General features: G+C 71.5%; 26 protein-coding genes. 17 read left to right on the top strand and 9 right to left on the bottom strand.

Going from position 1 to position 24,766, the window contains the following annotated elements:
• Positions 1–20 precede the first annotated feature (20 nt).
• From ACQKM2_RS01475 to ACQKM2_RS01465, 3 genes are all read left to right on the top strand, one after another.
• Positions 21–509, top strand: a complete 489-nt coding sequence (locus tag ACQKM2_RS01475; protein WP_427705224.1) for an SAM-dependent methyltransferase — start codon at positions 21–23, stop codon at positions 507–509.
• A gap of 368 nt (positions 510–877) precedes the next feature.
• Positions 878–2,242 carry a hypothetical protein gene (locus tag ACQKM2_RS01470; RefSeq protein WP_427705221.1) on the top strand — a complete coding sequence of 455 codons (1,365 nt, stop codon included), beginning with the start codon at positions 878–880 and terminating at the stop codon, positions 2,240–2,242.
• Positions 2,239–3,087 carry a DUF1932 domain-containing protein gene (locus tag ACQKM2_RS01465; RefSeq protein WP_427705218.1) on the top strand — a complete coding sequence of 283 codons (849 nt, stop codon included), beginning with the start codon at positions 2,239–2,241 and terminating at the stop codon, positions 3,085–3,087. Before ACQKM2_RS01470 ends, ACQKM2_RS01465 begins: the two co-directional genes overlap by 4 nt.
• Before the next feature lie 129 nt (positions 3,088–3,216).
• On the opposite strand, the gene ACQKM2_RS01460 is transcribed toward ACQKM2_RS01465, so the two are convergent.
• The gene (locus ACQKM2_RS01460; RefSeq protein WP_427705215.1) at positions 3,217–3,603 is read right to left on the bottom strand and encodes a hypothetical protein; all 387 of its coding nucleotides are present in this window, start codon (positions 3,601–3,603) and stop codon (positions 3,217–3,219) included.
• Positions 3,604–3,877: 274 nt separating this feature from the next.
• Here ACQKM2_RS01460 and ACQKM2_RS01455 point away from each other — a divergent pair, with 274 nt between their 5' ends.
• Positions 3,878–5,587, top strand: coding sequence for a hypothetical protein (locus ACQKM2_RS01455; protein WP_427705213.1), 1,710 nt, complete (start codon positions 3,878–3,880; stop codon positions 5,585–5,587).
• Between the two features lie 53 nt (positions 5,588–5,640).
• On the opposite strand, the gene ACQKM2_RS01450 is transcribed toward ACQKM2_RS01455, so the two are convergent.
• Positions 5,641–5,796: a hypothetical protein gene (locus tag ACQKM2_RS01450; RefSeq protein WP_427705210.1), complete on the bottom strand. Its 156-nt coding sequence runs from the start codon at positions 5,794–5,796 to the stop codon at positions 5,641–5,643.
• Positions 5,797–5,939: 143 nt separating this feature from the next.
• Here ACQKM2_RS01450 and ACQKM2_RS01445 point away from each other — a divergent pair, with 143 nt between their 5' ends.
• The 3 genes from ACQKM2_RS01445 (at position 5,940) to ACQKM2_RS01435 (ending at position 9,290) form a co-directional block, all read left to right on the top strand.
• Complete coding sequence (locus tag ACQKM2_RS01445; protein ID WP_427705208.1) at positions 5,940–6,848, top strand: hypothetical protein; 909 nt, start codon at positions 5,940–5,942, stop codon at positions 6,846–6,848.
• An 859-nt stretch (positions 6,849–7,707) separates the two neighbouring features.
• Complete coding sequence (locus tag ACQKM2_RS01440; protein WP_427705205.1) at positions 7,708–7,905, top strand: helix-turn-helix transcriptional regulator; 198 nt, start codon at positions 7,708–7,710, stop codon at positions 7,903–7,905.
• Entirely contained in the window at positions 7,896–9,290 is a 1,395-nt protein-coding gene (locus ACQKM2_RS01435) for a tyrosine-type recombinase/integrase (protein WP_427705203.1), read from the top strand. Before ACQKM2_RS01440 ends, ACQKM2_RS01435 begins: the two co-directional genes overlap by 10 nt.
• 160 nt (positions 9,291–9,450) lie before the next feature.
• Here ACQKM2_RS01435 and exaC read toward each other — a convergent pair whose 3' ends face one another.
• Together exaC and ACQKM2_RS01425 are read right to left on the bottom strand one after the other, a co-directional pair.
• Complete coding sequence (gene exaC / locus ACQKM2_RS01430) at positions 9,451–10,974, bottom strand: acetaldehyde dehydrogenase ExaC (protein ID WP_427705201.1); 1,524 nt, start codon at positions 10,972–10,974, stop codon at positions 9,451–9,453.
• A gap of 77 nt (positions 10,975–11,051) precedes the next feature.
• Complete coding sequence (locus ACQKM2_RS01425; protein ID WP_427705199.1) at positions 11,052–12,317, bottom strand: GAF domain-containing protein; 1,266 nt, start codon at positions 12,315–12,317, stop codon at positions 11,052–11,054.
• Between the two features lie 197 nt (positions 12,318–12,514).
• Between ACQKM2_RS01425 and ACQKM2_RS01420 the strand changes: the two genes are divergently transcribed.
• Both ACQKM2_RS01420 and ACQKM2_RS01415 read left to right on the top strand, forming a co-directional pair.
• Positions 12,515–13,090, top strand: a complete 576-nt coding sequence (locus ACQKM2_RS01420) for an MOSC domain-containing protein (RefSeq protein WP_427705196.1) — start codon at positions 12,515–12,517, stop codon at positions 13,088–13,090.
• A 37-nt stretch (positions 13,091–13,127) separates the two neighbouring features.
• On the top strand, positions 13,128–13,376 hold the full coding sequence (locus ACQKM2_RS01415; RefSeq protein WP_427705193.1) for a hypothetical protein: 249 nt from the start codon (positions 13,128–13,130) through the stop codon (positions 13,374–13,376).
• Here the strand turns inward: ACQKM2_RS01415 and ACQKM2_RS01410 are convergent.
• A complete protein-coding gene (locus ACQKM2_RS01410; RefSeq protein WP_427705191.1) occupies positions 13,373–13,849 on the bottom strand; it encodes an SAM-dependent methyltransferase in 477 nt (158 codons plus the stop codon). The genes ACQKM2_RS01415 and ACQKM2_RS01410 overlap by 4 nt on opposite strands.
• 137 nt (positions 13,850–13,986) lie before the next feature.
• Positions 13,987–14,775, bottom strand: a complete 789-nt coding sequence (locus tag ACQKM2_RS01405; RefSeq protein ID WP_427705188.1) for a hypothetical protein — start codon at positions 14,773–14,775, stop codon at positions 13,987–13,989.
• Between the two features lie 144 nt (positions 14,776–14,919).
• Between ACQKM2_RS01405 and ACQKM2_RS01400 the strand changes: the two genes are divergently transcribed.
• Entirely contained in the window at positions 14,920–15,834 is a 915-nt protein-coding gene (locus ACQKM2_RS01400; RefSeq protein WP_427705185.1) for an oxygenase MpaB family protein, read from the top strand.
• 20 nt (positions 15,835–15,854) lie between these two features.
• On the opposite strand, the gene ACQKM2_RS01395 is transcribed toward ACQKM2_RS01400, so the two are convergent.
• Entirely contained in the window at positions 15,855–16,463 is a 609-nt protein-coding gene (locus ACQKM2_RS01395; RefSeq protein ID WP_427705710.1) for a class I SAM-dependent methyltransferase, read from the bottom strand.
• 170 nt (positions 16,464–16,633) lie between these two features.
• On the opposite strand from ACQKM2_RS01395, the gene ACQKM2_RS01390 reads away from it, so the two are divergent.
• The 7 genes from ACQKM2_RS01390 (at position 16,634) to ACQKM2_RS01360 (ending at position 23,336) form a co-directional block, all read left to right on the top strand.
• On the top strand, positions 16,634–17,509 hold the full coding sequence (locus ACQKM2_RS01390) for an MHYT domain-containing protein (RefSeq protein WP_427705181.1): 876 nt from the start codon (positions 16,634–16,636) through the stop codon (positions 17,507–17,509).
• A 48-nt stretch (positions 17,510–17,557) separates the two neighbouring features.
• Entirely contained in the window at positions 17,558–20,194 is a 2,637-nt protein-coding gene (locus ACQKM2_RS01385) for a sensor histidine kinase (protein WP_427705178.1), read from the top strand.
• Positions 20,194–20,637 carry a roadblock/LC7 domain-containing protein gene (locus ACQKM2_RS01380; RefSeq protein ID WP_427705176.1) on the top strand — a complete coding sequence of 148 codons (444 nt, stop codon included), beginning with the start codon at positions 20,194–20,196 and terminating at the stop codon, positions 20,635–20,637. Before ACQKM2_RS01385 ends, ACQKM2_RS01380 begins: the two co-directional genes overlap by 1 nt.
• A 17-nt stretch (positions 20,638–20,654) precedes the next feature.
• Positions 20,655–21,035, top strand: a complete 381-nt coding sequence (locus tag ACQKM2_RS01375) for a DUF742 domain-containing protein (protein ID WP_427705173.1) — start codon at positions 20,655–20,657, stop codon at positions 21,033–21,035.
• Positions 21,035–21,676 carry a GTP-binding protein gene (locus ACQKM2_RS01370; protein ID WP_427705170.1) on the top strand — a complete coding sequence of 214 codons (642 nt, stop codon included), beginning with the start codon at positions 21,035–21,037 and terminating at the stop codon, positions 21,674–21,676. The genes ACQKM2_RS01375 and ACQKM2_RS01370 overlap by 1 nt, the downstream gene beginning before the upstream one ends.
• Before the next feature lie 374 nt (positions 21,677–22,050).
• Positions 22,051–22,449 (top strand): roadblock/LC7 domain-containing protein, encoded by a 399-nt coding sequence (locus tag ACQKM2_RS01365; protein ID WP_042800536.1) that lies wholly within the window; start codon positions 22,051–22,053, stop codon positions 22,447–22,449.
• 104 nt (positions 22,450–22,553) lie between these two features.
• Positions 22,554–23,336 carry a DUF6397 family protein gene (locus tag ACQKM2_RS01360; RefSeq protein ID WP_427705168.1) on the top strand — a complete coding sequence of 261 codons (783 nt, stop codon included), beginning with the start codon at positions 22,554–22,556 and terminating at the stop codon, positions 23,334–23,336.
• On the opposite strand, the gene ACQKM2_RS01355 is transcribed toward ACQKM2_RS01360, so the two are convergent.
• Positions 23,300–23,701, bottom strand: coding sequence for a YchJ family protein (locus ACQKM2_RS01355; protein WP_042802934.1), 402 nt, complete (start codon positions 23,699–23,701; stop codon positions 23,300–23,302). The two genes, ACQKM2_RS01360 and ACQKM2_RS01355, sit on opposite strands and share 37 nt — an antisense overlap.
• 134 nt (positions 23,702–23,835) lie before the next feature.
• Positions 23,836–24,738 carry an acyl-CoA thioesterase gene (locus ACQKM2_RS01350; protein ID WP_007262621.1) on the bottom strand — a complete coding sequence of 301 codons (903 nt, stop codon included), beginning with the start codon at positions 24,736–24,738 and terminating at the stop codon, positions 23,836–23,838.
• Positions 24,739–24,766: the final 28 nt, after the last annotated feature.

Below are 24,766 nucleotides of genomic sequence, written 5' to 3'. Positions count from 1 at the left end.
TAGTCCCAGGGGAGGAATGCGTGCACGACCCGATCACGATCGAGGCCATCGCCCACGTCGTCGGTGGCCACCAGACGCCGGCCGACGACTACCAGGGCGGAGTCGAATCGATCATCCGCATGCGCCCGGAATTCCCACTGGACACCCTGCGCGGACTCGACGAGTTCTCCCACCTGATCGTGACTTGGCGCTTCCACCTGGGTTCCGACGCCGACCTGCACCTCGGAGCCCGTAGCCCTCGCAACGACCCGACCTGGGAGCCCACCGGCACCTTCGTGCACCGAAACCACCGACGTCCCAACCGCTTGGCGACGTCCTTCCCCCGCCTGCTCAAAGTGGAAGGCCGGGACCTCCATGTCACCGACCTTGACGCCGTGGCCGGGACTCCGATCTACGACCTGGCCCCCTACTTCGAGCAGATGGGCCCCCGCGGCCCGGTCACCGCTCCGGCCTGGCCGGCGGCGATGCTGGCGAACTACTGGGAGCCCGCGGCCAACCGACCCGAGTAAGACCTCGCCCGTGGATGGCGGCGACACGTCCACGTCGTCAGGCGGACATCCTGGGGTACCGCTCGGGCGCGTGCGCAATCTCAGCCTCGGAGAGTCGACGGTCAGGAAGCCTCCGGGCAATGGTGCTGATGCCGACCGCAGGCGGAGCGTCGGTGAGCAGATCCATTGTCCAAGGGAGGCGGGCGAAGTCGCAGTGTTCCCCCTTGGGGCTGCCTGAGCGAGGTCCTAACCAGAGCCAAACGCGGTCTTTTCGCGCCTAACCTGTGTCAGTTCGCCTCGGCATCGCTATTTCTGGCGAAGTGATCGACTGTCCGGGGCCGTTGAGATCTAGCGTGGTGGTCGAAAAAGCGTCGAAGCGAGGAGCGGTCATGAGCCCGTCAGGACTTACGCTCTTCCAGACCCTCATTAACCAGAGGGGCTGGCAGGAGTACCAGGTCTTCAAAAAGCGGTACGAGCAGGCGGCAAAGCAGCTTGCCGATGCCGAGGACGACCTCTCGATCGCGACCGCCACCGTCGAGAAGCGGCAATTCCACAGATGGGTAAGGGGGAACGTCCGCACCCCTCAGACGGTCGCCCGCCGGGTCCTGGAGTTCATGTTCCCGGGCATCCCGGCATCTCGTCTCCTGGAATCAGCGTCCTCCGACCTGATCTCGTCGCCCGCTCCGAGGGCGGAGGGGCGCACTTCAGGGGACGCGTTTGAGAGCGGCTGTGAAGACGTCGTAACCGCCGCCGCCAGCGAGTCGGCACGGTTCGCGGCACGGGCCGAGGGCAGCAACGTGGGACCGCACACGATGGATCAGCTGGAAGCCGATATCCGTCGGATAGTCGACACGTATCCCAACCGACCTGTCGGCCCCCTGTTCCGAGAGGTCCGCTCCTTGCGCGACCAAGCGTTCGAACTCTTGGAAGGCCGTCAGCCGCCGCGGTACACCCGCGATCTCTACGTCTGCGCCGGCATCCTGTGCGGGGTGCTCGCGAACGCCAGCTTCGACCTCGGCCGTTACGACGCCGCCGACACTCAGGCACGCACCGCCTTCCTCCTGGGCGAGCTGGCTGGCCACAACGGCCTTCGTGTGTGGGTACGCGGGCTCCAGGCCCTGATCTCCTACTGGGATGGCCGACCGGCGGATGCCATCCGGCTGGCGGAGCTTGGGGCGGTGTACGCACGAGACTCCGGTACCGCGATCATCCGGCTGGAGAGCATCAAGGCACGTGCATACGGCCAGTTGGGCCGGGCCGAGGAGGCGCTTGCGGCATTGGCCGGCGCGGGGCGTCTTCGCGAAGGACTTGCGGCAGACGGGGATCTGCCCGGCGGCATGATGGCGTTCCCTGTGGAGAAGCAGCTCTTCTACGCCAGCAGCACCCACCTCTGGCTGTCTGGACGCCGGAATCTGGGGGACGCGGAGGCTTGTGCCGACGAGGCCGTGGCGATCTTCCAGGCGGCCCCGCCCGCACGACAGCGGTTAGGTGAGATGTCCCTGGCCCGGATGGACCTCGCCATGGCCCGTCTCGGACGGGGAGACATCGAAGGCGCTGCGCAGCAGGTTCACACGGTTCTTGAGACCAACGCCCGCCGCCGAACGGAGAGCGTGGACCGACGGATCGGTCACTTCAGCCGTCAGCTAGCGGAACACCCCGGTGCTGGAGCCCCTGTTGCGATCGGCCTACGGGAGTCGATCATTGCTCACAGGGAACGTCCCATTGCCGAACTTCCACCAGGAGGCAGCCCGTGACCACCGTGACCGTTTTGCACCCAGGCTCCATGGGCGCTGCTGTCGCCGCCCAAGCCGTGGCAGCAGGTCACGAGGTGCTCTGGGTGCCCGACGGGCGAAGCGAAGCGACACGTGAACGGGCCCTGCAGGCTGGAGCAGTAGCAGTGGACAGCCTGGCCGTCGCGCTTGACCGCAGCTCCGTGGTCCTCTCCGTGTGCCCGCCCCAGGCGGCCGAGGACGTGGCCATGGAGGTCGCCGGCCACGACTTCTCCGGGGTGTACGTGGACGCCAACGCCATCAATCCGCAGCGCATGAAACACATCGTGGGCGCGGTCTGCCCGGGTTCGGTCGTCCTCGACGGCGCGATTTTCGGACCACCGCCGGGCGGTCAGCGGACGGCGCGCCTTTACCTCGCCGGCGACCAGCAGGCTGTCAGCGTCGTTGAAGGACTCTTCAAGGACACCCACCTCGAGCCGCGGCGCGCGAGTGGGGACATTGGCTCCTCTTCTGCGCTGAAGATGGCGTTCGCCAGCTATCAGAAGGCCGCTCGCGCCCTTGCCGGCGTCGCCCACGCCCTTGCCGCCACGCATGGGGTGGGGGCCGAGCTGACCGCCGAGGCGGAAACCATGGCCTCGAACATCCTCTCGGATCCGGGCTATCTGCCCAGCGTCGCTGCGCGGGCCTGGCGGTGGGCCCCGGAGATGGAGGACATCGCCGAAACTCTCCGAGCGGCTGACCTGCCAACGGAAATTGCGGACGCCACTGTTGCCGTGCTGACCCGCTGGGAGCAGGACAAGGACCGCTACGACCTGTCCGTCGCAGCTGCCCTTGCCCACCTGCGAGATAGGGGTCCGGCGTCCTCCTGACGACAGGGTGCACGTGAGGGAGGCCCGCCTGCTCGAGCTCTGTCCCGAGGCGCCACTCGAGCCACCCTTGGATTTATGCAGGGACGGTCGGTGGAAGGACCACCGCACTAGCGGACGGTTCGTGGCCGGTCACGGAGTGGCAGGCGACGCGGAAGCCTCGTCTGTCTCCCAGGGCAGGAGGACCCGCTGGTGCATCCGCGATAGCGTCTGCACCAGGTCGGAACGGTGCAGGGAGTGGCCGGATGCCAAGAGCAGCCGGACGTAGGTATCTAGTACGCGCAGCAGCTCCTCCGGCACCCCGCGTGCGGCGGGAGCCTCCCAGACGCCGGTGAGCACTTTGTCCGCCTCCTCCCCGGTCACACGGAAGAACGAGTGTCGGTCCCAAGGGGCCATGCGCTGCAGAGTGCCTCGGTCACCCCGGCCGTTCCGGCCCATCAGGCGGTTGCCTGCCAGTTCCAGTGCCCGGACCACCGCCATCTCGGATACCGCGACCACGGCTGCCGTCGGCTGAGCCATTATCTCTCCCCAGCTATGCGTCGTTCGCGCCAGGCCTCGATCTCACGGCCCACGTTGGGCGACCTGCTGTAGCGCCCTGCGGGTCTCCCAATAGCAGCAGGGCACCGCAGGTCTCTGGCAGTCTGTCAAATAGTGGGCCATCTAAGAAAATGCAAGCAAGTGCCGAGACTTCGGCCACTACCCTGTGCCCGGTACCAGCTGAACCGCAGCGCGGGCGTCCGCCGCCTCCGCCTTTGTCCGGACGGCGTTTGAGGGGCCTCTCGGAGAGGGAGTCGTGATCGTGATCGACAGTGCCACGCTGGACGCTCTTAACGCGGCGTCCCAGGGTTTCGTGTTCTACTCCGACATCTCCGACCGGCTGGGTGCCGCGACGAGGGGCACCGGCGGCGAACTCGACGAGGAGCACGTCGAAACGCTGCGGGCCGGGTTCCTGTTCTACCTGAGCCCCGACGACACCTTCGTTGGGGCGTATGTAGGGGCCGGGTCGCAGCGGTGGCCCCGTGATCTGTCGGAGATCAGCGGGCGGGCGGTGGAAATCTGGGCTGAGTACGCCGCAGAGGCAGACCACCCGGGCGTTCGTGGCCATCTTCACGACCTTCTGCACGCCGTCAGCGCCGGCCGTCCCAAGATCGAGCACCTTCGCGCGGCAGTGGATTCGTACGTCGAGTCGGCGGACTGGTTCGAGGCAGCGCCCCAGGTGTCGGGCGGCAACCTGTACGCGGCGAAGTCGCTCGTGCGCGCGTTCAAGCTTGCCCTCTCGGTGAACCTGCCCGCCGCCGCAGACATCGTCGCGACCATGGTCTGTCGGGCCAACGCGGAGATGGACAAGGGCGACGAGCGCCCAGGCGTAGTGGGGACCCTGCTCGACCCGCTCGTGGCGAGGTCCAAGTGGCATGCCCACGCCCTGCCTGTCGCGGAGCGGGCAGCTGAGCACTACCGGCGCGACCCACACGTCCGGGTCTCCTTCCTGCGTAACCTCGCGGCGGTGACCAAGGGCGACCCCGGTGGTGTCGAGCGGACCAACCGATCCATCGCCGCCACCTACACCGACGCGGCTGAAGGGTTGACGGGTGTAGCCAAGTTGATGATGCTCACCGATGCCGCCGTGCATGCCCGTGACAAGGGCCTCAGCGACCTGCATACGGACATCCGCATGAAGCAGCAGGCGCTAACCCGTGAGGACCTGGAACTCCAGAAGATTCGCTTCGACGTCAGCATGCCGGAGGAACTCTTCGACGCCGCCAGTGCCTACATCGGCGAGGCCAAGGACCTGGAGGACGCGCTGCGGCGCATCGTCGGTCACCCGGTACCTCCGCAGCCCGAATCGACGGACGAGGGCGGCGAAAAGGGGCTGCAGCCCTCGTTCCTCCGCCTCGACACGAACCGCATCAACACGGCCGGCCCTGTGCTCGTCCACAACGTGGGACAGCAGGAGGTCCCAGGACAGGACCAGCGGGTTATAGGCCTCGAACTGACCGGCGTCTTGATCAGCTACCAGCTGGATGTCCTGTGGGAGCGCTTCGAGCCGAGTGTCCGGGACATGACGACGGCGCTCACCGATCCGGTCGTTCTTCCTGCCGAGCGCGCCAGACTGCTGGCCCGCGCCTTTCGGCTGTACTGGGAGTACGACGAGATCGCGGTGTTCGTCGCTGTCCCCCTGGTCGAGGGCATTCTTCGCCGCTACCTCGAGCAGCACATTCCCGTGATCCACCTGGCCAAGGGCGAATCCACCGGGGGCGTCGGCCTGCTTGGGGGGCTCCTGCGCTCCCTGGCCGATAGGCCGGATCTGGCCGGAAGCGCATGGGCGAGGAGCTTCCTGCTGCTGCTTGTCGAACCGGCTGCGGGGCCGAACGTCCGGAACATCATCGCGCACGATCTGTGGGAGTCGCTTCCCCCGCGCCACCAGACCGCGATGGTCCTGTTGGCCGCGCTGGTCTTTCTCCGCGCGGCATCGGCTGGCTCGACCAGCAAGGCAGAAGGGTGAGCCCGCTTCGGCCAACCAGCTAGCCGGCGCGGCGTCCAGCCCCGCTGGCTCACTCAGCCGCGATGAAGAAGGCTGGCTGCTTCCTTGACGATCACTGCCACCACACCGGTCACGAACGCGCCGAGCACCCTGTCCAGCAGGTTGCCTTCCTGCCGCCGTGCGGGCCGAGCCGGACGGGGGTGTGTGCGGTGCCGCTTGCGTCGAGTCATGGAATCCTCCAAGGGGTCTTGCCGTTGCGCTCGGTGCCGTCTGGCCATCTACGCAAGGGCTCCTGTCTGACGCACATCACCCTGTCGGGGCAAAGGCAGAGCCGGCCCGGAAACTGGCCCCATCTCGGTGTAACTTCCAGAACGTGGAAGAAACCCAGGTCAAGGAGTGGGAGCCAGGCACAGCGGGCGATCTCGTGCGCGATGCGGAAGCCCTTGGTGTCGAGCAGGTCTCCGCCAGGATGATCACTGACTGGGTGGAGGTCGGCCTTCTGGCCGCACCCGAGTTCCATAAGTCCACGCAGCACGGTCGAGACCCCAGCCTGTTCCCCGCGGTCCAGCGCCGGCTGTTCAGCGAACTGCTGCAAGCCCGCAAACGGTCGCCGCTCAAACGGATTCCGCACCACACCATGATTCCGGTGGTGCTGTTCGTCTGGCTCACCAGTGACACGGTCGTCCCGGTTGCGCAGGCGCGCAGGGCGCTTCGGACGTACGCGCAGACCACCGGCAAGACGAACAGGGCCCGGCGGCAGGAGAACGCCCGCCGCATCGTGGACCAGTTCGCCCACCATTCCGCCACCTACCAGCAACGCCGCACTGTCCAGTTGCTCATCGAGGAGGGGGAGCGGACCCGTAAACCGGATTGGGGGAAGCTGCATTCGGCCCTCACGGCTGTGTGCTCGCCGTGGCGCAGTGCTGGCGAGCCCCTGCTGGAGCGCGGCATCGGTCGACCGGACATGCCCTTGACGGTGACCGATTCCATCGTGATCAAGATGGCCGCTCAGCAGCTCACGGTACGGCTCCGCGCCGAGCAGGTCCCCGAAGAGGACCTCCTCGAAGCGCGCAGGGTGCACCGGATCGACTGGGCGGAATACGAGGCGGCGCGGAACCGGCAGCAACCCGAAGGTACGACCCCCGGCTTCTTCGCGGCCCCCGAGGGCATGGAGGCGCGAGCCCGAGAACAGGTGCACGCGTACACATTCACCCTTGCAGGCATGTTGGGCATCGTCGCCGAGGTGGCCACTGCGGCGCGGGTCGGTCGACACCTGTTCTGATCAGGCAAGCGAGACACGCTGGTGTTGACCTTCAGGTCACCGGTGGCCGAGGCGTCGCGCTCGGCATGTCCCTGGTGCACCCCTCTTCTGTAGGCGCCGAGTCGGCTAGTGCCTGATTCGCCCACGGCAGACGACCACGATGCCCAAACGACTGGAACCTTCCGTTCGGGCATGTCAACGTACAACGTCCCTAGTCAGACGGGTGGCGGAGGCGATCCGAAGGCGATGCCGACCCGAGAATGCCCGAGGAGGACGACTGTCCGCGAACCTGCTTAGCTCGCTTCGCTTCACCGCGCCCGCGCTCTTCACCCTTGGCCTCCTGAACTCTGCCACTGCCCAGATGGGCGGAGATCGGGGTGCCCTGGCGACCGCGCTCTGCCTCTGCGTGTGCGCCGCCGGCCTCTTTGTGGAAGACCAGCTCCAGCGCGGCCTCCGGCGTGATCAGAGGGTCCTTGCCTACGTGGGCGCGCATCCCAAGGCAACGGTGCGTGGTGTCTCCCGGGCTGTGGGCCTTTCTGACCACAAGGCTGAGACGAGCCTCGCCCGGCTTGCCGAGCAGGCTCTGGTGTCCTGCGCGGACCCGGCCGCTGCAGTCCCGACGTACTCCATCTCCGGCTGACGCTGAGACCGGCAGCGCGCAATATAGCGGGCGATCCCCGGTTTCCGAAACCGGGGATTGTCCGGACCATTTCCTTCGTTCGCATGTCGCTGCGCTTGGCGGTGGGGCGATGTGAACGCAACAGTCCACTCGCTGCGCGGGTTGGGGGAAGCAGTCATCGAATGGATGCGATTGTTCGTGTCCGTTGACTGTCGGTCCCACTAGTGCGGCCATGTCGTGAGTTTGCGTGAGGAGAAGGAAGTGGCTCGACCGCCTGCCTTGAAGCTTGCGGAGGTCTTGGCGGAAATCCGCATGAGTCCGTCGGCATTTTATCGGATGCGTGCTCGCGGGAATGCACCCCGCATGATCAAACTGCCAAATGGTGAACTCAGGTGTCGTCGCTCCGACCTGGATGCCTGGTGGGAGGCCTGTGAAAGGGATTCGGACACTTGGCGCTGAGTTACAACGTTCGCTTCTGGGACATACGCGAGCGTCCGGATCGACGCAAGCCATTTATGGTGCGATGGACGGTTAGCGGGCTCGAAAAATCAGAGTCGTTCATGACTTTCGGCCTTGCCGAGAGTCGACGTTCCAAACTGATGACGGCAGCCCGGGAAGGTGAAGCCTTTGAAGAAGAGTCGGGGCTGCCGGCGTCGGAGCTGCGAGCGCTGCGGCAGAAGACGACTTGGTACGACCTCGCGCATGAGTACCTCGAGCAGAGGTGGGCCCGAACGCCGGGCAACACGCGTCGGACCCTTGCAGACGCGTTTGCCACCGTCACCCCTGCATTGGTTCGTCCGGGATCTGTCTATCCGGAGCCGCGAGTGCTGCGCAGGGCGCTGTACTCATACGCGTTCAACAAGAAGGCGTGGGAGCAGGAGCCGCCCGAGGAATGGAGGAAGGCGCTCGATTGGGTCAAGAGGAATTCCCTGCCGCTTGGTTCCTTGAACGACGCCGCCGTCATACGTCGAGCGCTGGACGCCCTGTGCCTCAAACTGGACGGCAAGCCTGCTGCAGCCAAGACCACGCGCCGGAAGAGGTCTGCGTTCAGCGAAGTGCTCAACATGGCCGTGGAGAACGGCTACTTCGTGGACAACCCCCTTGCCGGGATCAGGTGGAACCCGCCGTCGGTCGAGGACGAAGTCGACCCGGCATCCGTCCCCAATCCTCTCCAGGTCGCTCGCCTGCTGGCGTCGGTCGGGCAGCAGCGGGGCCGTGGCCCCCACCTTGAGGCGTTCTTCGGCTGCATGTACTTCGCGGCCATGCGGCCGGCCGAGGTGATCCATCTCCGTCTCGAACAGTGCCACCTGCCCGAGACGGGCTGGGGCTTGCTCAACCTGACGGGCGGCGTTGTCACGGCCGGCAAGGACTGGACGGACGACGGCGAGGTCTATGAAGTCCACTCGCTCAAGCGCCGTGCCGCGACGGCGACCCGACCTGTACCCATTCCGCCACAGTTCGTTCGCGTCCTGCGTGCCCACATTGAGCGCTTCGGCGTCGCACCGGACGGGCGGCTGTTCCGGAACCAGGCAGGCAACTATGTGGAGGCGGCGGCGTATGGGACCACGTGGTCGAAGGCGCGGGAGTACGTCCTGACTCGCACGGAGCTTGCGGGCGGTCTGGCGAAGCGGCCCTACGACCTTCGGCATGCCGGGATCTCGTTCTGGCTCCACTCGGGTGTCGATCCCGCTGAGTGTGCGCGGCGGGCCGGTCATAGCATCCATGTCCTGTTCAAGTTCTACGCCAAGTTCCTGGACGGCGTGCAGGAGCAGGCCAACCGTCTCATCGAGCAGTCCATGGAGGAGTGGGACCGCGTCAGCAAGGGCGCCCCACCCACCCGGTGAGCGCGGTTTGGTCCGTGACTGGTCCGGAACAGCCGGTCTGGAGTGGGAGACGGGTGGGAGGAACTGGGAGGAACAGGAAATATCAACGTCCGCGTCGAGCGGGTCGAGCCGACGGCGCCTGACGGGCAAAAGCCCAGGTCAGGCGCCATTTTTTGTGCTCCTAGAAGAAGCCGAGCTTCTTCGGCGAGTACGAGACGAGGAGATTCTTCGTCTGCTGGTAGTGCTCCAGCATCATCTTGTGGGTCTCCCGGCCGATGCCCGACTGCTTGTAGCCGCCGAAGGCCGCGTGCGCGGGGTAGGCGTGGTAGCAGTTCGTCCAGACGCGGCCCGCCTGGATGGCGCGGCCCGCGCGGTAGGCCGTGTTGATGTCGCGGCTCCAGACGCCCGCGCCCAGGCCGTAGGCCGTGTCGTTGGCTATGCGGATGGCGTCGTCGAAGTCCTGGAAGGAGGTAACCGACACCACCGGGCCGAAGATCTCCTCCTGGAAGATCCGCATCCGGTTGTCGCCCTCGAAGATGGTCGGCTCCACGTAGAAGCCGCCCGCCAGGTCGCCGCCGTGGTCGATGCGGCCGCCGCCCGTGAGGATCTTCGCGCCCTCCTGCTGGCCGATCTCCACGTACGAGAGGATCTTGCGCAGCTGTTCCTCCGACGCCTGGGCGCCGATCATCGTGTCCGTGTCCAGCGGGTGGCCCGGCACGATGAGTTCGGTGCGGGCCACCGCCGCGTCCAGGAAGTCGCCGTAACGGCCGCGCTCGATCAGCGCGCGCGACGGGCTCGTACACACCTCGCCCTGGTTCAGGGCGAACATCGTGAAGCCCTCCAGGGCCTTGTCGCGCAGGTCGTCGTCGGTCGCCCAGATGTCGTCGAAGAAGATGTTCGGGCTCTTGCCGCCGAGTTCGAGCGTCACCGGCTTCAGGTGCTCCGCCGCGTACTGCATGATCAGGCGGCCCGTGGAGGTCTCCCCGGTGAACGCGACCTTCGCCACGCGCGGGCTCGACGCCAGCGGCTTGCCGGCCTCCTCGCCGAAGCCGTTGACGATGTTCACCACGCCCGGCGGCAGCAGGTCCGACACCAGGCTCAGCCAGTAGTGCACCGATGCCGGGGTCTGCTCCGCCGGCTTGAGGACCACCGTGTTGCCCGCCGCCAGCGCCGGCGCCAGCTTCCACACGGCCATCAGGATCGGGAAGTTCCAGGGGATGATCTGCGCGACCACACCCAGTGGCTCGTGGAAGTGGTACGCGACCGTGTCGTCGTCGATCTGGCTGAGCGCGCCCTCCTGCGCGCGCAGCGCGCCCGCGAAGTAGCGGAACTGGTCGATGGCCAGCGGCATGTCGGCGGCGAGCGTCTCGCGGACGGGCTTGCCGTTCTCCCAGGTCTCCGCGACGGCGAGGGCCTCCAGGTTCTGCTCCATCCGGTCCGCGACGCGCAGCAGGATCGTGGAGCGCTCGGTCGCGGACGTACGGCCCCAGGCCGGGGCCGCCGCGTGGGCGGCGTCCAGGGCCCGTTCCACGTCCTCCGCCGTACCGCGCGCCACCTCGGTGAAGGGCCGGCCGGTGACGGGGGAGGGGTTCTCGAAGTACCGGCCGCGGGCCGGCTCCACGTACTCCCCGCCGATGAAGTGGCCGTAGCGGGACGCGTACGACATCAGCGCGCCCTCGGTGCCGGGTGCCGCGTAACGGGCCATGGGTGTCCTCCCCTTGCCGGGCGCCGGCCGCCGTCGGACAGCGCTCGGGGAGCAACGTAGGAGCGGGCAGGTTGCGGCTACGTTGCACGGCCGGCGCCGAGCTCCTCGTCGAGGGAGCGTACGCGGGCCAGCGCGGCCGGCCGCCCCTGCGGCGGCAGGGCTTCGGCCAGCGCCCGCCACACCTCGGGATCCTCCGCGCCCCACGGGCTGCACACCCAATCGGCCAGCAGCCCCGGGTCCGCGCGGGCGATCACCGCGGCCCGCGCCTGCTCCTCGATCCGCCGCCGCAGCCGGACGACGCCCGGGGCGGTGGAGGCCGGCAGCAGCGGCCCCGGATAGCGGGTGAGGGCGGCGGAGACGGCCCCCGCCGCCAAGTGCCGGGTCACGGCCGTGAAATCGGCCTCCAGCGGGACGGCGGTGCGGTACGGGCGGGAGAGCAGGTTCCCGGCGCCGAGCAGGGCGCGCAGCCGGGACATCTCCGCCCGCAGCGTCACCGCCGCCACCGACTCCTCCTCGTACAGGGCGAAGGCCAGCTCCTCCCCGGACAGCCCCTCTGGGTGGTGCGCGAGCAGCGTCAGGATCTCGCTGTGCCGCCGCCCCAGCGGGATCCGCCGGCCGCCGAGCACCAGCAGCGCCTCGTCCCGCCCGAGCGCGGCGAGGATGTCGCGGGGGGCCGGCGGCTGCGGTGCCAGCAGCGCCAGCTGGGACTCGGCGGCCCGTGCCACCGCCTGGACGAACGCCAGCGAATGGGGATGGGCCAGCCCGTCGCCGCCGGTGATGTCGACCGCCCCGAGCACCCGGCCCGTGCCCGGGTCCCGCACCGGGGCCGCCGCGCACGTCCAGGGGTGCACGAGACGGCTGAAGTGCTCCGCGCCGAAGACCTGCACGGGCTCCCCGACGGCGACCGCCGTACCGGGTGCGTTGGTCCCCATCGCCGACTCCGCCCAGCGCGCGCCCGGGACGAAGCCGAGCCGCTCGGCGCGGCCCAGGGTGGCCGTCTCCCCCTCGACCCAGAGCAGCTCGCCGCGGGCGTCGCACACCGCGAGCAGATGGGCCCCGCGCGCCGCGAACGCCCCCACCAGATCCCGGAACAGCGGCATCACCGGAGCCAGCGGGTGCTGCTCCCGGTAGGCCGGCAGCTCCGCCTCCGGCCGGGCCTGGCGGGGCGCGGACTCCGGGCTGACCCGCGCCCGCGCGCACCGCCGCCAGGACTGCGCGATGACGGCCCGGACCGGCGGCTCGACCCGGCCGTCCCGGGTGAAGGCCTCGTGCGCCCGCCGCAGGACGCGCGTGCGCTCGACGGGATCGGCCCCGCCCGGCAGAGCCAACGACGGATCGCCCATGTCACCCTCCCGAGGGGTCGTGGAGCCGGCGGAGCGGAGGGCCCCATCGTCATGCGGCTCCCGCACCCCGGCAAGCGTCGCGTCGGCCAGTCCGCGGCGGAACCCGGCCGGGAACACACGGTCGCGCCCGCACGTTGACCAGGCGGAAGCAGGAGTTCGGCCGCCGGGGGCGGCAGGAGGGGACACGGGACTTTCACATGAGCACCACCACGGGGCACGGCACGGCGGCGAACGGCGCGACGGTCGCGGCCGTCAGCAGCAACGCCGAGTACTCCTTCACCAAGCCCAACCGGGAGAGCATCACCCTCCTCGCCGGCCTCGGCGTCGAGGGCGACGTCCACGCCGGGGTCACGGTCAAGCACCGCTCGCGCGTGGCGCAGGACCCGACCCTGCCGAACCTGCGCCAGGTCCACCTGATCCACCGGGAGCTGTTCGACGAGGTCGCCGAAGCGGGCTTCAGCGTCGCCCCGGGCCAGCTCGGGGAGAACGTGACCACCGAGGGCATAGACCTGCACGCCCTGCCGACGGGCACGCTGCTGCGCATAGGCGAGGAGGCGGTGGTGGAGGTGACGGGCCTGCGCAATCCGTGCCCGCAGATCAACGCCTTCCAGGACGGCCTGCTCAAGCAGGTCGTCGGCCGGGACGAGGAGGGCCGGGTGGTCCGCAAGGCCGGGATCATGGGCGTGGTCCACCGGGGCGGCACGATCCGCCCCGGCGACCCCGTCACGACCACCCTCCCGCCGCTCCCGCACGTCCCGCTCGAACGCGTCTGACCGGGCCGGCGGAGCGGGTGGCGGTGGACGGTCCGCCGTGGCTGCACGTGGTCGAGAAGCGGGGCGCCGTGCCCGTCGACCTGCTGCTTCCCGTGACCGGCCGGACGTACGCTGCGAGCAGCGGCTGCTGTTCGACGTCCTGCTGAGGGCGGGGCGGCACTGGTCCTGGACGCAGCGGCCCGAGGGCATCGAGCGGGGCAGGTTCGTCGTCGTCATGTCCTGTGACGCCGCGGCCGTCCCGTCCCTGCGGGGACGGCTGCGGGGGTGTCTGGAGGGGCTTTCCTAGTAGTAGTCCCGCATCAGGGCCGTCGCCCACGGGGGCTGGCGGGTCTCGCCGCGGGGGGCGAATTCCGTCATGTACGGCTTCAGGTCGAGCACGGGGGTGCCGTCCACCGCGTCCAGGCCCTCCACGTGCACGTCCAGGCCGTCGACCGCGAGCACCCTGCACCGGGACAGGCCGATGCGGTTGGGGCGGTTCTTGCCGCGCTGGGCGAAGATCCCGACCAGGGGCCAGTCCTCGTTCCCCCGCGGATGCCGGGCGCCCGTCTCGACCTTCTCCTCCGGCACCCGGTCGAAGTGGTACACGACCTCGATGTGGGAGAAGTCCTCCAGCCCGTACAGGGCTTCGGGGCCGAAGCGGTCGGCGTCCAGCCGGATCACCGCCCGCTCGCGTCCCCAGTCGTCGTCGACGACCTCCGCCCGGCCGCCCACGACCACACCCACCGGCCGGGACTCCACCGGCTCGATCGATCCCGCCATCACGTTCCCCCGTGTTCCGATTGCAGATTGCAGATTGCAGATTGCAGATTGCAGATTGCCGACTGCGGATTGCCGATTCTCCGACGTCCGGCCGCCCGTGAGCCGTGGCCCGCGACCGCGACCCGTGCCACGGGCGCTCAGGCCGGCCGGGCCGCCACGCCGTCCAGTGCCGTCAGCAGGCCGGACAGCTCCGGCAGCCCGGCGTCCCCTTCGCGGGGGACGGAGAGGACCCCGCCCGGTTCCTCGTCCAGCAGGACGAACGCCGGGCCGCCCGTCCGGGCCACCAGCGACCAGCCGGGCCCGTCGGCCCGCAGGGTCCGTACGCCCTCGCCCGCGAAGGCCGACCGGACCCGTCCCGGCGGCGGGGCCTGCCGCGCGTAACCGGCGGCCTCCTCCAGCGCCCGCGCGAGCCCGGGGTGCGAGGCCGCCGCGGCCCCGCCGTCCTCCGCGACGCGCTCGCGCCAGTCCCCCCACTCGCGGGCGATCTGGTCCGCGCCCAGGCGCCGCTGCACCGGCCCCCACGCCTCGGCCGACGGCGGCGCCAGCGGCACCCGCCCCGTGCCGTCCGCGCCCTGTTCCGGGTCGTGCGGCTCGGGGATGCCCGCCGTCGACACCGTCAGCTCCAGCGGCCAGCCCGCCAGCGAGGCAACGATCGTGCGCTCGTCGGGGGACAGGTCGTACTCCATGCCGCAGTCCCAGGAGGCGATGGCCGCGGCCACGAGCGAGACGTCGTCCACGACGACCGTCCAGCGCGCCCCCTCCTCGTCCTGTCCCAGCACCAGCCCGTACCCGTCGGAGGCCGGCTCCACGCCCAGGTGCGCGCACGCCTCGGGGAAGTCGTCGCCGAGCACCGCCGGGAACTGCGCGGGGGTCAGCAGCACGGCCGTCAGCACGTACAGCGAGCCCCCGTCCTCCTCGTCGGACACGTGGCCTCCCGGTGCTTCCCGATCGCGTTCTCGTCGGCGCACCTTAACCAGCGGGTAACTCGCACGTCGAGACCCGACGGGCATCGATTTCCAAGCCCGCTACCTGCACGTAGAGTTGGGGACCCGCCACAGAAAGGGAGACCGGTGCAGCGTTACGACCGGCTGAGGGAGATCCTCCGGCTCGACCCCGACAAGGACTTCCTCGCCATCTACCGGCTCACCGCCACCTACGAGTTCCCCTGGGACTTCACCCGCGCCCTGGAGCTCGCGCTCTTCAGGACCTACGCCGTCCCCTCCATCGGGGCCCTCCTCGCCGAGACCGCCGAGTTCACCGAGCGCGCCCAGAAGCGGTACGACGACACCTCCCTGCTCCTCGACGCGGTCGTCGAGCACGGCTTCGAGAGCGACACCGCGCGCACCGCGATCCGCCGCGTCAACCAGATGCACCGCAGCTACGACATCTCGAACGACGACATGCGGTACGTCCTGTGCACCTTCGTGGTGATCCCGGCACGCTGGCTCGACGTCTACGGCTGGCGCCCGCTGACCCACCACGAGCGCCGGGCCTGCGCCAACTACTACGCGGCCCTCGGCCGGCACCTGGGCATCACGGACATCCCGGGCTCCTACGAGGAGTTCGAGGCCACCCTGGACGCCTACGAGGAGGCCCACTTCGGCTGGGACGAGGGCGGCCGCTCGGTCGCCGACTCCACCCTCGACCTGATGGCCTCCTGGTACCCGGCTCCGCTCGCCCCCGCCGTGCGCCGCGCGAGCCTCGCCCTGCTCGACGAGCCGCTGCTGACCGCCTTCCGGTACGAGGCCCCCCGCCCCGGGCTCCAGCGCCTGGTCCGGGGCGCGCTGCGGCTGCGCGGCCGCGCGGTGCGGCTGCTGCCCCCGCGCACCGCCCCGCACTACGCCCGGCAGAACCCGGAGGTCAAGGGCTACCGCGACGGTTACGACGTCGGCGAGCTCGGCACGTTCCCCGTAGCCGGCGCCGGCGGCTGCCCCGTGCCGCACCCCCGCCGCCCGGCCGGGGCCGAGGCCCAGCCCCCGGCGTAGACCTCCGGGACGCGCCCCGCTCAGCCCGCGCGCACGGCCAGGACCAGGAAGCGGGCGTCCTCATCGGCGTACGAGGTCATCCGCCAGCCGGAACCGGACAGCAGCGGGCCGAGGTTGTGCTCGGCCCGCAGGTCGTCCGGGGTCAGTTCGCGGCCGTGGCGCGCGGCGAGCGCGGCTCGCCCGATGGGGTGAAAGAGCGCGAGCCGGCCGCCGGGGCGGACCACGCGGGCGAGCTCGCGCAGGTTCTCGGCGGGATCGGGCAGGTGGGCGATCAGCCCGGCGGCGAAGACCGCGTCCAGCACCCCGTCCCGCAGTGGCAGCCGGGCCACGTCGGCCCGCAGCAGGGTCCCCTCGCGGTCGTGGCCGGCCCGTCGCGCCTCGGCCAGCATCTCCGCGGTCAGGTCCACGCCGAGCACGGTTCCGGCCGGCCCGACGGCCGCGCGGAGCGGGGTCAGCGCCCGCCCGGTCCCGCAGCCCGCGTCGAGCACCCGCTCCCCGGGCCCCACGCCGAACTCCGCCACGGCGGTCGCGAAGGCGGGCCCGTCCTCCGGGAACTTCCCGTCCCAGGCGGCTGCGCGTGCCCCGAAGAACTCCTGCACATGCGTGTGGTCTTCGTTCGTACGACTCATACGGCTCATGCGCACATGATCCCGCACCGCCCCTACCCCTGCGGACCGTGCACAAGGTGACACGTGGTGTGATCGGAGATGAACGTCTCTCTGTCATATTCCAGCAGTTGCAGCGTCTTTCGAAATGCGCCCCTTGTTCGCGCCCTCACCCGGACTAGCGTCCCGTGGCCATGGGACACCTGGACCACGCCGCCTATGGCTGGCTGACACCCGCACTGTCGTACGCGATGGCGTCGATCGGCGCCGCCCTCGGTCTGCGCTGTACCGTCCGCGCGCTCGCCGCGACCGGCGCCTCCCGCCGCAACTGGCTCCTCACCGCCGCCTCCGCCATCGGCACCGGCATCTGGACGATGCACTTCATCGCCATGCTCGGCTTCCACGTCACCGGCACCGAGATCCACTACAACGTGCCGATGACCCTGCTGAGCCTGCTCGTCGCCGTGGTCGTCGTCGGCGCCGGCGTCTTCGCCGTCGGCTACGGCAGGGACCGCGGCCGCTCCCTCGTCCTCGGCGGCCTCACCACCGGACTCGGGGTCGCGAGCATGCACTACCTCGGCATGGCCGCCCTGCGCCTGCACGGCCGGATCGAGTACGACCCGCTCACCGTCGGCCTCTCGGTCGCCATCGCCGTCGTCGCCGCCACCGCCGCGCTGTGGGCCGCCCTCAACATCAAGTCGCCGGTGGCCGTCGCCGTGGCCTCCCTCGTCATGGGCGCCGCCGTCAGCAGCATGCACTACACCGGGATGATCGCCGTCTCCGTCCGCGTCAGCCCCTCGGACGCGGCCCTGCCCGGAGCCACCGCCCTGCAGTTCATCTTCCCGCTCGCGGTCGGGCTCGGCTCCTACCTCTTCATCACCGCCGCCTTCGTGGCGCTCTCCCCGACGGCGGACGAGCGGGCGGCGTCGGCCTCCGCCCCGGCCTCCGCCCCGCCGTCAGCAGCCGCCCGCGCCGCCGGCACCGCAGCAGCCACAGCCGACACAGCAGCCACAGCCGCCGTCGGCGCGGCGGCTCGGCGGCTCGGCGAAGGCCCCCTCCCCTCCCGCTGACCCCCGCCCGCCCCCTGAGGATCCGTACCGCCCCGGAACGAGGAGCCCATGCGCAGACCCCGCAGCAGACCGGAAGCCGCGCCGCCACGGCTCCCCGAACCCCCGTCGCGCGGCCGCCGCGCGCACGCCGGTCCCCCCGCCGCGGAACCGCCGGAGCCCGCACCCCGCCCCGCCCCGGCCGGGGGCGCCGGCGCCGGCACCGGCCGGGCCGGCGGGCCGTGGGAGCGGCTGCGGCCCGCCACCGTCCGGGCGAAGATCGTCTCCCTGCTGATGGTCCCGGTCGTCTCCCTGCTCGCCCTCTGGGGCTTCGCCACCGTCAGCACCGCCCAGGACATAGCCCGGCTCAGCCGGATCCGCCAGGTCGACGCCGAGATACGCACCCCCGTCGCCGCCGCCCTCACCGAGATCCAGGCCGAGCGCCGGGCCGCCGTCCGCTTCCTGGCCGACCCCGCCTCCGGGGAGGCCTCCGCCCTCGAACAGCAGTCCCGCCGCACCGACGAAGCCGTACGCCGGCTGCGCCTCGGCGACCGGCACACCGTCGCCGACTCCGGCGACTACCGCACCGACACCGTCGCCCGCCTCGGCGCCTTCGTCGCCGCCGCGGAGGCCCTCGGGCCCGCCCGCAAGGACGTCGCCGCCCGCCGCGCCACCCCCGAGGGCGCCTACGAGACCTACACCCGTGCCGCCGACTCCGCCCTCGCCGCGGAGGGCACCCTCTCCGGCGGCTCCGACGCCGAACTCGGCCCCGACGCCCGGGTGCTGCTGGAGTTCGCCCGGGCCGGCGAGCTGCTGTCACGGGAGGACGCGCTGCTGGCCCTGCCCGGCCCCCGCACCGCCGACGCGCAGCGCCGCCTGGCCGGTGCCGTGGAGGCCCGCCGCACCCTCACCGCCGCCACCGCACGGGACCTGCCGGCGGCCCAGCGCTCCGTCTGGGAGGCCGTCTCGAAGGGCACCCCCTACGCCGAGCTCACCGCCGCCGAGGACCGGGCCCTGGCCGCGGCCCCCGCACCGGCCCCGAACCCCGTCCCCGCCGCCGCGACCTCCGCCCCCGCGGCGTCGGCGGCCGCCTCGGCGGCGCGCGAGGTCCGCGGGGTGCCCGCCGGCTGGGACTCCGCCTTCGCGGCCGTGAGCGGCTCGATGCGCGAGGTGCGGCAGGCCGCGCACGCCGGGTCCGCCGGGCGCGCCGACCCGCTCGCCGAAGGCGCGTTCAGCCCGGCGGGCGCCGCGGTGCTGCTGGGCCTGGCGGCCGTGGCGGCCTCGCTGGTGATCTCCGTACGGATCGGCCGCGCGCTCGTGGTGGAGCTGGTGTCGCTGCGCAACACCGCGCTGGAGATCGCCCACCGCAAGCTCCCGCAGGCCATGGAACGGCTGCGCGCCGGACGGGCCGCGGACATCGACGTCGAGGCCGAGGCCCCGGCCGGGCCGCCCGCCGAGGACGAGATCACCCAGGTCGGCGAAGCCCTGTCCACCGTCCACCGGGCCGCCCTCAGCGCCGCCGTCGAACGCGCCGAACTCGCCGGCGGGGTGAGCGGGGTCTTCGTCAACCTCGCCCGGCGCAGCCAGGTCCTGGTCCACAAGCAGCTCGACCTCCTCGACTCGATGGAGCGCCGTGCCGACGACCCGGGCGAACTCGGCGACCTCTTCCGCCTCGACCACCTCACCACCCGGATGCGCCGCCACGCCGAAAGCCTGATCATCCTCTCGGGCGCGGCCCCGGGCCGGGCCTGGCGGATGCCGGTGCCGCTGACCAACGTGGTGCGCGCCGCCGTCTCCGAGATCGAGGACTACCCGCGCGTGGAGGTCCGCCGCCTCGCCGAGGCGGCCGTCAGCGGCGGATCCGTCGCCGACCTCACCCACCTGCTCGCCGAACTGATCGAGAACGCCACCCAGTTCTCCCCTCCGCACACCAGGGTCCGCGTCAGCGGCGAACCCGTCGGCGCCGGATACGTGCTGGAGGTCGAGGACCGCGGGCTCGGCATGGGACGCGAGGCGCTCGCGGAGGCCAACCGCCGCATCGAGCACTGCGAGGACCTCGACCTCTTCGACAGCGACCGCCTCGGCCTGTTCGTGGTCAGCAGGCTCTCGGCGCGCCACGGGATCCAGGTCCACCTGCGGCCCTCGCCGTACGGGGGCACCACCGCGGTGGTGCTGCTGCCCAACTCCCTGCTCCAGGGCGCGATCGAGGCCCCGCCCGCTGCCGCTGCCGCTGCCGCCGCCGGTCCGGAGCCGGAGCCCTCGTCCGGGTCCGCGCCGGAGCCCGCGGCGCCGGAGCCGGTGCCCGGCGCCGCGCGCGCGACCGCGACCGCGGCGTCGGCCGTACCCGGTCCCGGTCCCGGACCGCGGCCGGCCCGGGCACCCGCCCCCGTGGCGCCGCTGCGGCCGCGCGGCCCCGGCGGCACGGTCGTCCGTACCGCACCGGCGGCCGCGCCCGCGGCCGTGTCCGGGCCGGCCGCTCCGGCCGCCTCGGTGACCGAACTGCCGCGTCGCGTACGCCAGGCCAGCCTGGTCCCGCAGCTGCGCGAGGCCCCCGCGGCCGACCGGGCCCCGGACGGTGCGCGGCCCCCCGCGGACCTGCCGGAGCGCAGTCCGGAGCAGGCACGTGACCGGATGGCCGCCTACCGGGCCGGGTGGGCGCGCGGCTCCCGGGACGACTCCCCCCACGCAGGCACCGAAGGAGAAGTGTGATGATCGAACACCACAGGACCGCCCTCGACGGCCTCCGCAGATCCGGCGAACTGGACTGGCTGCTCGACGAGCTCGTCATGCGGGTCCGCGAGGTCCGCCACGCGGTGGTGCTGTCCAACGACGGGCTGGCGGTGGGTTCCTCCAGCGCCCTCGGCCGGGAGGACGCCGAGCACCTGGCGGCGGTCGCCTCCGGCTTCCACAGCCTCGCCAAGGGCGCCGGCCGGCACTTCCACGCCGGGACCGTGCGGCAGACGATGGTCGAGATGGACGAGGGGTTCCTCTTCGTCGCGGCGGCCGGGGACGGGTCCTGCCTGGCCGTCCTCAGCACCGCCGGCGCCGACATCGGGCTGATCGCGTACGAGATGGCCCGGCTGGTCAGACGGGTCGGCGAGCACCTCTACACACCGCCCCGGTTCGCGGTCCGGCCCCCGGCCGCCGGGTGAGGACGGCGGTCCGGCACATGGACGGCCAGTGGTACGACGCCGAGGCGGGCCCGCTGGTCCGCCCGTACGCCATGACCGGAGGGCGTACGAAACCGGGCCCGCACGGGGTCCGGTTCGACCTGATCGCCCTGGTCGTGGTGGACCCGGACGCGGCCGGGGCGGGGGACGAGGCCCTGCTCGGCCCGGAGCACCGGACCCTGCTCGGGCTCTGCCGCTCCGAGACGCAGTCGGTCGCGGAGCTCGCCGCCGAGGCGGACCTGCCGGTGGGCGTGGTGCGGGTGCTGCTGGGCGACCTGCTGGAGGCGGGACACGTGCGGGTCAGCCGGCCGGTGCCGCCCGCGCAGCTGCCGGACGAGCGGATTCTGCGGGAAGTCATCGAGGGATTGCGAGCACTGTGATGGGACTGCACGACAACGGCACGACGGGTCCCGGGAGTTCCGGCGCGGGCGCCGCGTCCGAGGAGGAACTCGCCGCGCTCGCCCTGAAGATCCTCGTGGCGGGCGGCTTCGGCGTCGGCAAGACCACGCTCGTGGGCGCGGTCAGCGAGATCAGGCCGCTGCGCACGGAGGAGCTGCTGAGCGAGGCGGGCGAACTCGTCGACGACACGGGCGGGGTGGACCAGAAGACCACGACCACCGTGGCCATGGACTTCGGCCGGATCACCATCCGGTCGGGCCTGTCGCTCTACCTGTTCGGGACGCCCGGCCAGGACCGGTTCTGGTTCCTGTGGGACGAGCTGTCGCAGGGCGCGCTCGGGGCGGTCGTACTCGCCGACACCCGGCGGCTGGAGGACTGCTTCCCGGCGGTGGACTACTTCGAGCACCGGCGGATCCCGTTCGTGGTGGCCGTCAACTGCTTCAGTGGCGCACGCAGTTACGCCTCGGACGAGGTGTCGCGGGCGCTGGACCTGGAGCAGGGCACCCCGGTGGTGCTGTGTGACGCGCGGGACAAGGACTCGGGGAAGGAAGTGCTGATCAGGCTGGTGGAGTACGCGGGCCGCGTGCACACGGCCCGGCTCCTCGACGCCGTCGGCCCGTAGGCCGTGCCGTGCGGACCGGGCCGGGACGCCGCCGGATCCGGGCGGCCCGCCGCGGGATCCGGCGGGCCGTCAAGGGGCCGGATTCCGCCCCTTGACGGCCTTCTCGCCGGTGGTGAAGACGGTGGCACCCGCGGTCGGAACCGGTCGGAACGGAGCAGATGGGAGCGGTGTGCGGGGTTCCGTCCCCGCCGGCCGCGGACGGCGTCGGGGTCCGGGCACGGCGGCGGCCGAACGCCCGCCATTCCTCTTGAGTCATCTTCCGTGCCATGCGTCCATCCTCCTTGCCGGAAAGCCCCTGGTGGGGAAGGCTTGCGGCACGACCAAGCGGGGCGGGCCGCGGCCACGTCGGCCGGGTCAACGGGGAGGGGCTGGAAATGGCACTGGACAAGCAGCTCGACTGGCTGCTGGACGATCTGACGCGCAGGGTCCAGCAGGTCCGGCACGCGGTGGTCCTGTCGAACGACGGGCTGGTGACGGCCGCGAGCGCGGGGCTGGCGCGGGAGGACGCTGAGCACCTGGCGGCCGTCGCGGCCGGCCTGCAGAGCCTCGCGAAGGGCTCCGGACGGCACTTCCGGGCGGGCGAGGTCCGTCAGACGATGGTCGAGTACGACGAGGGGTTCCTCTTCGTGGTGGCGGCCGGCTCCGGCAGCTGCCTGTGCGCGCTGAGCGCCGCGGAGGCCGACATCGTGCAGGTGGCTTACGAGATGACGCTGCTGGTCAACCGGGTCGGGGAGCACCTGGGCGTCGCGGAGCGGCGGATCACCGGGGGCTGACGGCCCGGGCCTGGTCCGCGGTTGTCCACAGGCCTCGCGCGTCGACTTCACTCCCGGTTACGGTCTTCACACAGAGTGATCGGCACTCGTGGGGGAGGACTGTGATGAAGGTGGAGACGTCGGCGTGCGCGCCGCTCAACGGGATTCGCGCGGCCGGGGAACTGGGGCTGAGCCGGGGCGAGTTCGCCCGGGCCGTCCAGCTGGGGCTGGTCCGCCCGGGCCCCCGCTCGGCGGGCGGGTCCGTCCGCTTCACCCGGGCCGAGCTGGACCGGGTCAGGGCGGGGGAGGGGTTCCCGCGGGAGCTGCGCGCGCGGGTCGAGACCACGGCCGGCGCCGACGCGGGGGCGCGGGTGCTGGAGGTGGGGCCGAGCCGGTTCACCCGGCTCGCGCGCTGCGGGCACCTCACGCCCGTCGGCTACCGGATCAACCGCTACCGGGCCGTCGTCTGGCTCTACCTGGCCGCGGAGCTGCGGGAGTTCGCCGCCCGGCAGCCGGGGCTGCTGACCGGGGCCGCGCCCCCGGAGGACCGGGAGCTGATGGCGGCCGGGGCGGACCTGCGGCCGCGCAGGTGGCGGGAGCGGCACGTGGGGCTGCTGCTCAGACGGACCGCCGACCCCTGGGCGCGGGCGGCCGTACTGGCGTCCGTGCTCCCGGAGGAGGAAGTGCGGGAGGCCGTGCCCGAACCGGCGGAGCGGATCGTGCTCGCCGCCCTGGCCCCGCCCCCGCCCTACGGCCACCCACGGGTTCCGGCGGCCGAGGCGGTGGCCCGGCTGCTGCTGCTGGCGGAGCCGCCGGAGGAGGTGCGCGGCTACCGCGCCGGCCTGGACTCCGCCCTGGCCGGCGCGCGCGGTCAGTCGAACTCGACGGGGGAGAGGGGGCCGACGTAGACCCAGGCCCCGCCCTCGCGGGAGAAGGAGCTGTGCTCGTGCAGCGAGCCGGTGTGGCCGCCCTCGCGGTAGTGGGCGCGGAACTCCACCGACCCCTCCGTCTCGAACATCCCGCCGCGCTCGGTGGCGAGGATCTCCAGGCGCTCCCAGCGCTGGTCCGGATCCAGGTCGAGCCGGCCCGGGCGGGTCGAGGGGTGCCAGGAGCGCATGAGGTAGGCGGTGTCGCCGACCGCGAAGGCGCTGAAGCGGGACCGCATCAGCAGCTCGGCGGTGGGCGCCTGGCGGGCGCCGGAGTGGAAGCGGCCGCAGCAGTCCGCGTAGGAGGCGGGCAGCCCGCAGGGGCAGGGGAGGGCTGGGGTCGGCATCGGTGCGATCAGCTCTTCGGTGAGGAGGGCGGGCGGTCGGAAAGGCGCGGGCGGTCGGAAGGACGCGGGCGGTCGGGAAGGCACGGCCGGTCAGCAGGAAGCGGGCGCCCGGGAGACCGCGGGCGCCCCGGGTGTCACTGGGGCGAGACGGCGGGCCTGGCCTTCTCGGCCGGGTACGGGCGGAAGAGCCCCTCCTGCACCACGGACACCAGGAGCCTGCCCTCCAGGTCGTAGATGCGGCCGCGGGCCAGCCCGCGGCCGCCGTGGGCGATGGGCGACTCCTGGTCGTACAGGAACCACTCGTCGGCCCGGAACGGCCGGTGGAACCACATGGCGTGGTCCAGCGAGGCCATGTCGAAACCGCGCATGCCCCACAGCGGCTCCACGGGGATGCGCACGGCGTCGAGGAGGGTCATGTCACTGGCGTAGGTGAGGGCGCAGGTGTGCACGAGCGGGTCGTCGCCCAGCGGGCCGACCGCGCGCATCCACACCGCGCTGCGCGGATCGGCGTCCTTGAGCTCCTCGGGGGTCCAGCGGAGCCGGTCCACGTACCGGATGTCGAAGGGCTGGCGGCGGGCCATCCGCTCCAGCGCCTCGGGCAGGGTGCCCAGGTGCTCGCGGATCTCGTCCGCGACCTTCGGGAGCGTGTCCGGGTGCGGGAAGTCGAGGCGGGGAGGCAGCTGGTGCTCGATGCTGCCCTCCTCCGGGTGATGGAAGGAGGCGGTCAGGTTGAAGATGGTCTTGCCCTGCTGGACGGCGGTGACCCGGCGCGTGGTGAAGGAGCGCCCGTCACGCACCCGCTCCACCTGGTACACGATCGGTACCCCCGGGATGCCCGGGCGCAGGAAGTACGAGTGCAGCGAGTGGACCGGCCGGTCGCTCTCGGTGGTCCGGCCGGCGGCCACCAGCGCCTGGCCGGCGACCTGCCCGCCGAACACGCGCTGGAGGGACTCCTGGGGGCTGGCCCCCCGGAAGATGTTGACCTCGATCTGCTCCAGGTCGAGCAGATCGACCAGTCTCTCGGCGGGGTTCGTCATCACAGGTTCTCCACTGTCGGGTCCGGCG

The organism is Streptomyces sp. NPDC004126 (genome assembly GCF_050275515.1).
Lineage (GTDB): Bacteria > Actinomycetota > Actinomycetes > Streptomycetales > Streptomycetaceae > Streptomyces.
Note: the sequence above shows the minus strand (reverse complement) of the source record. Positions and strands in the feature narration are given on the sequence as shown.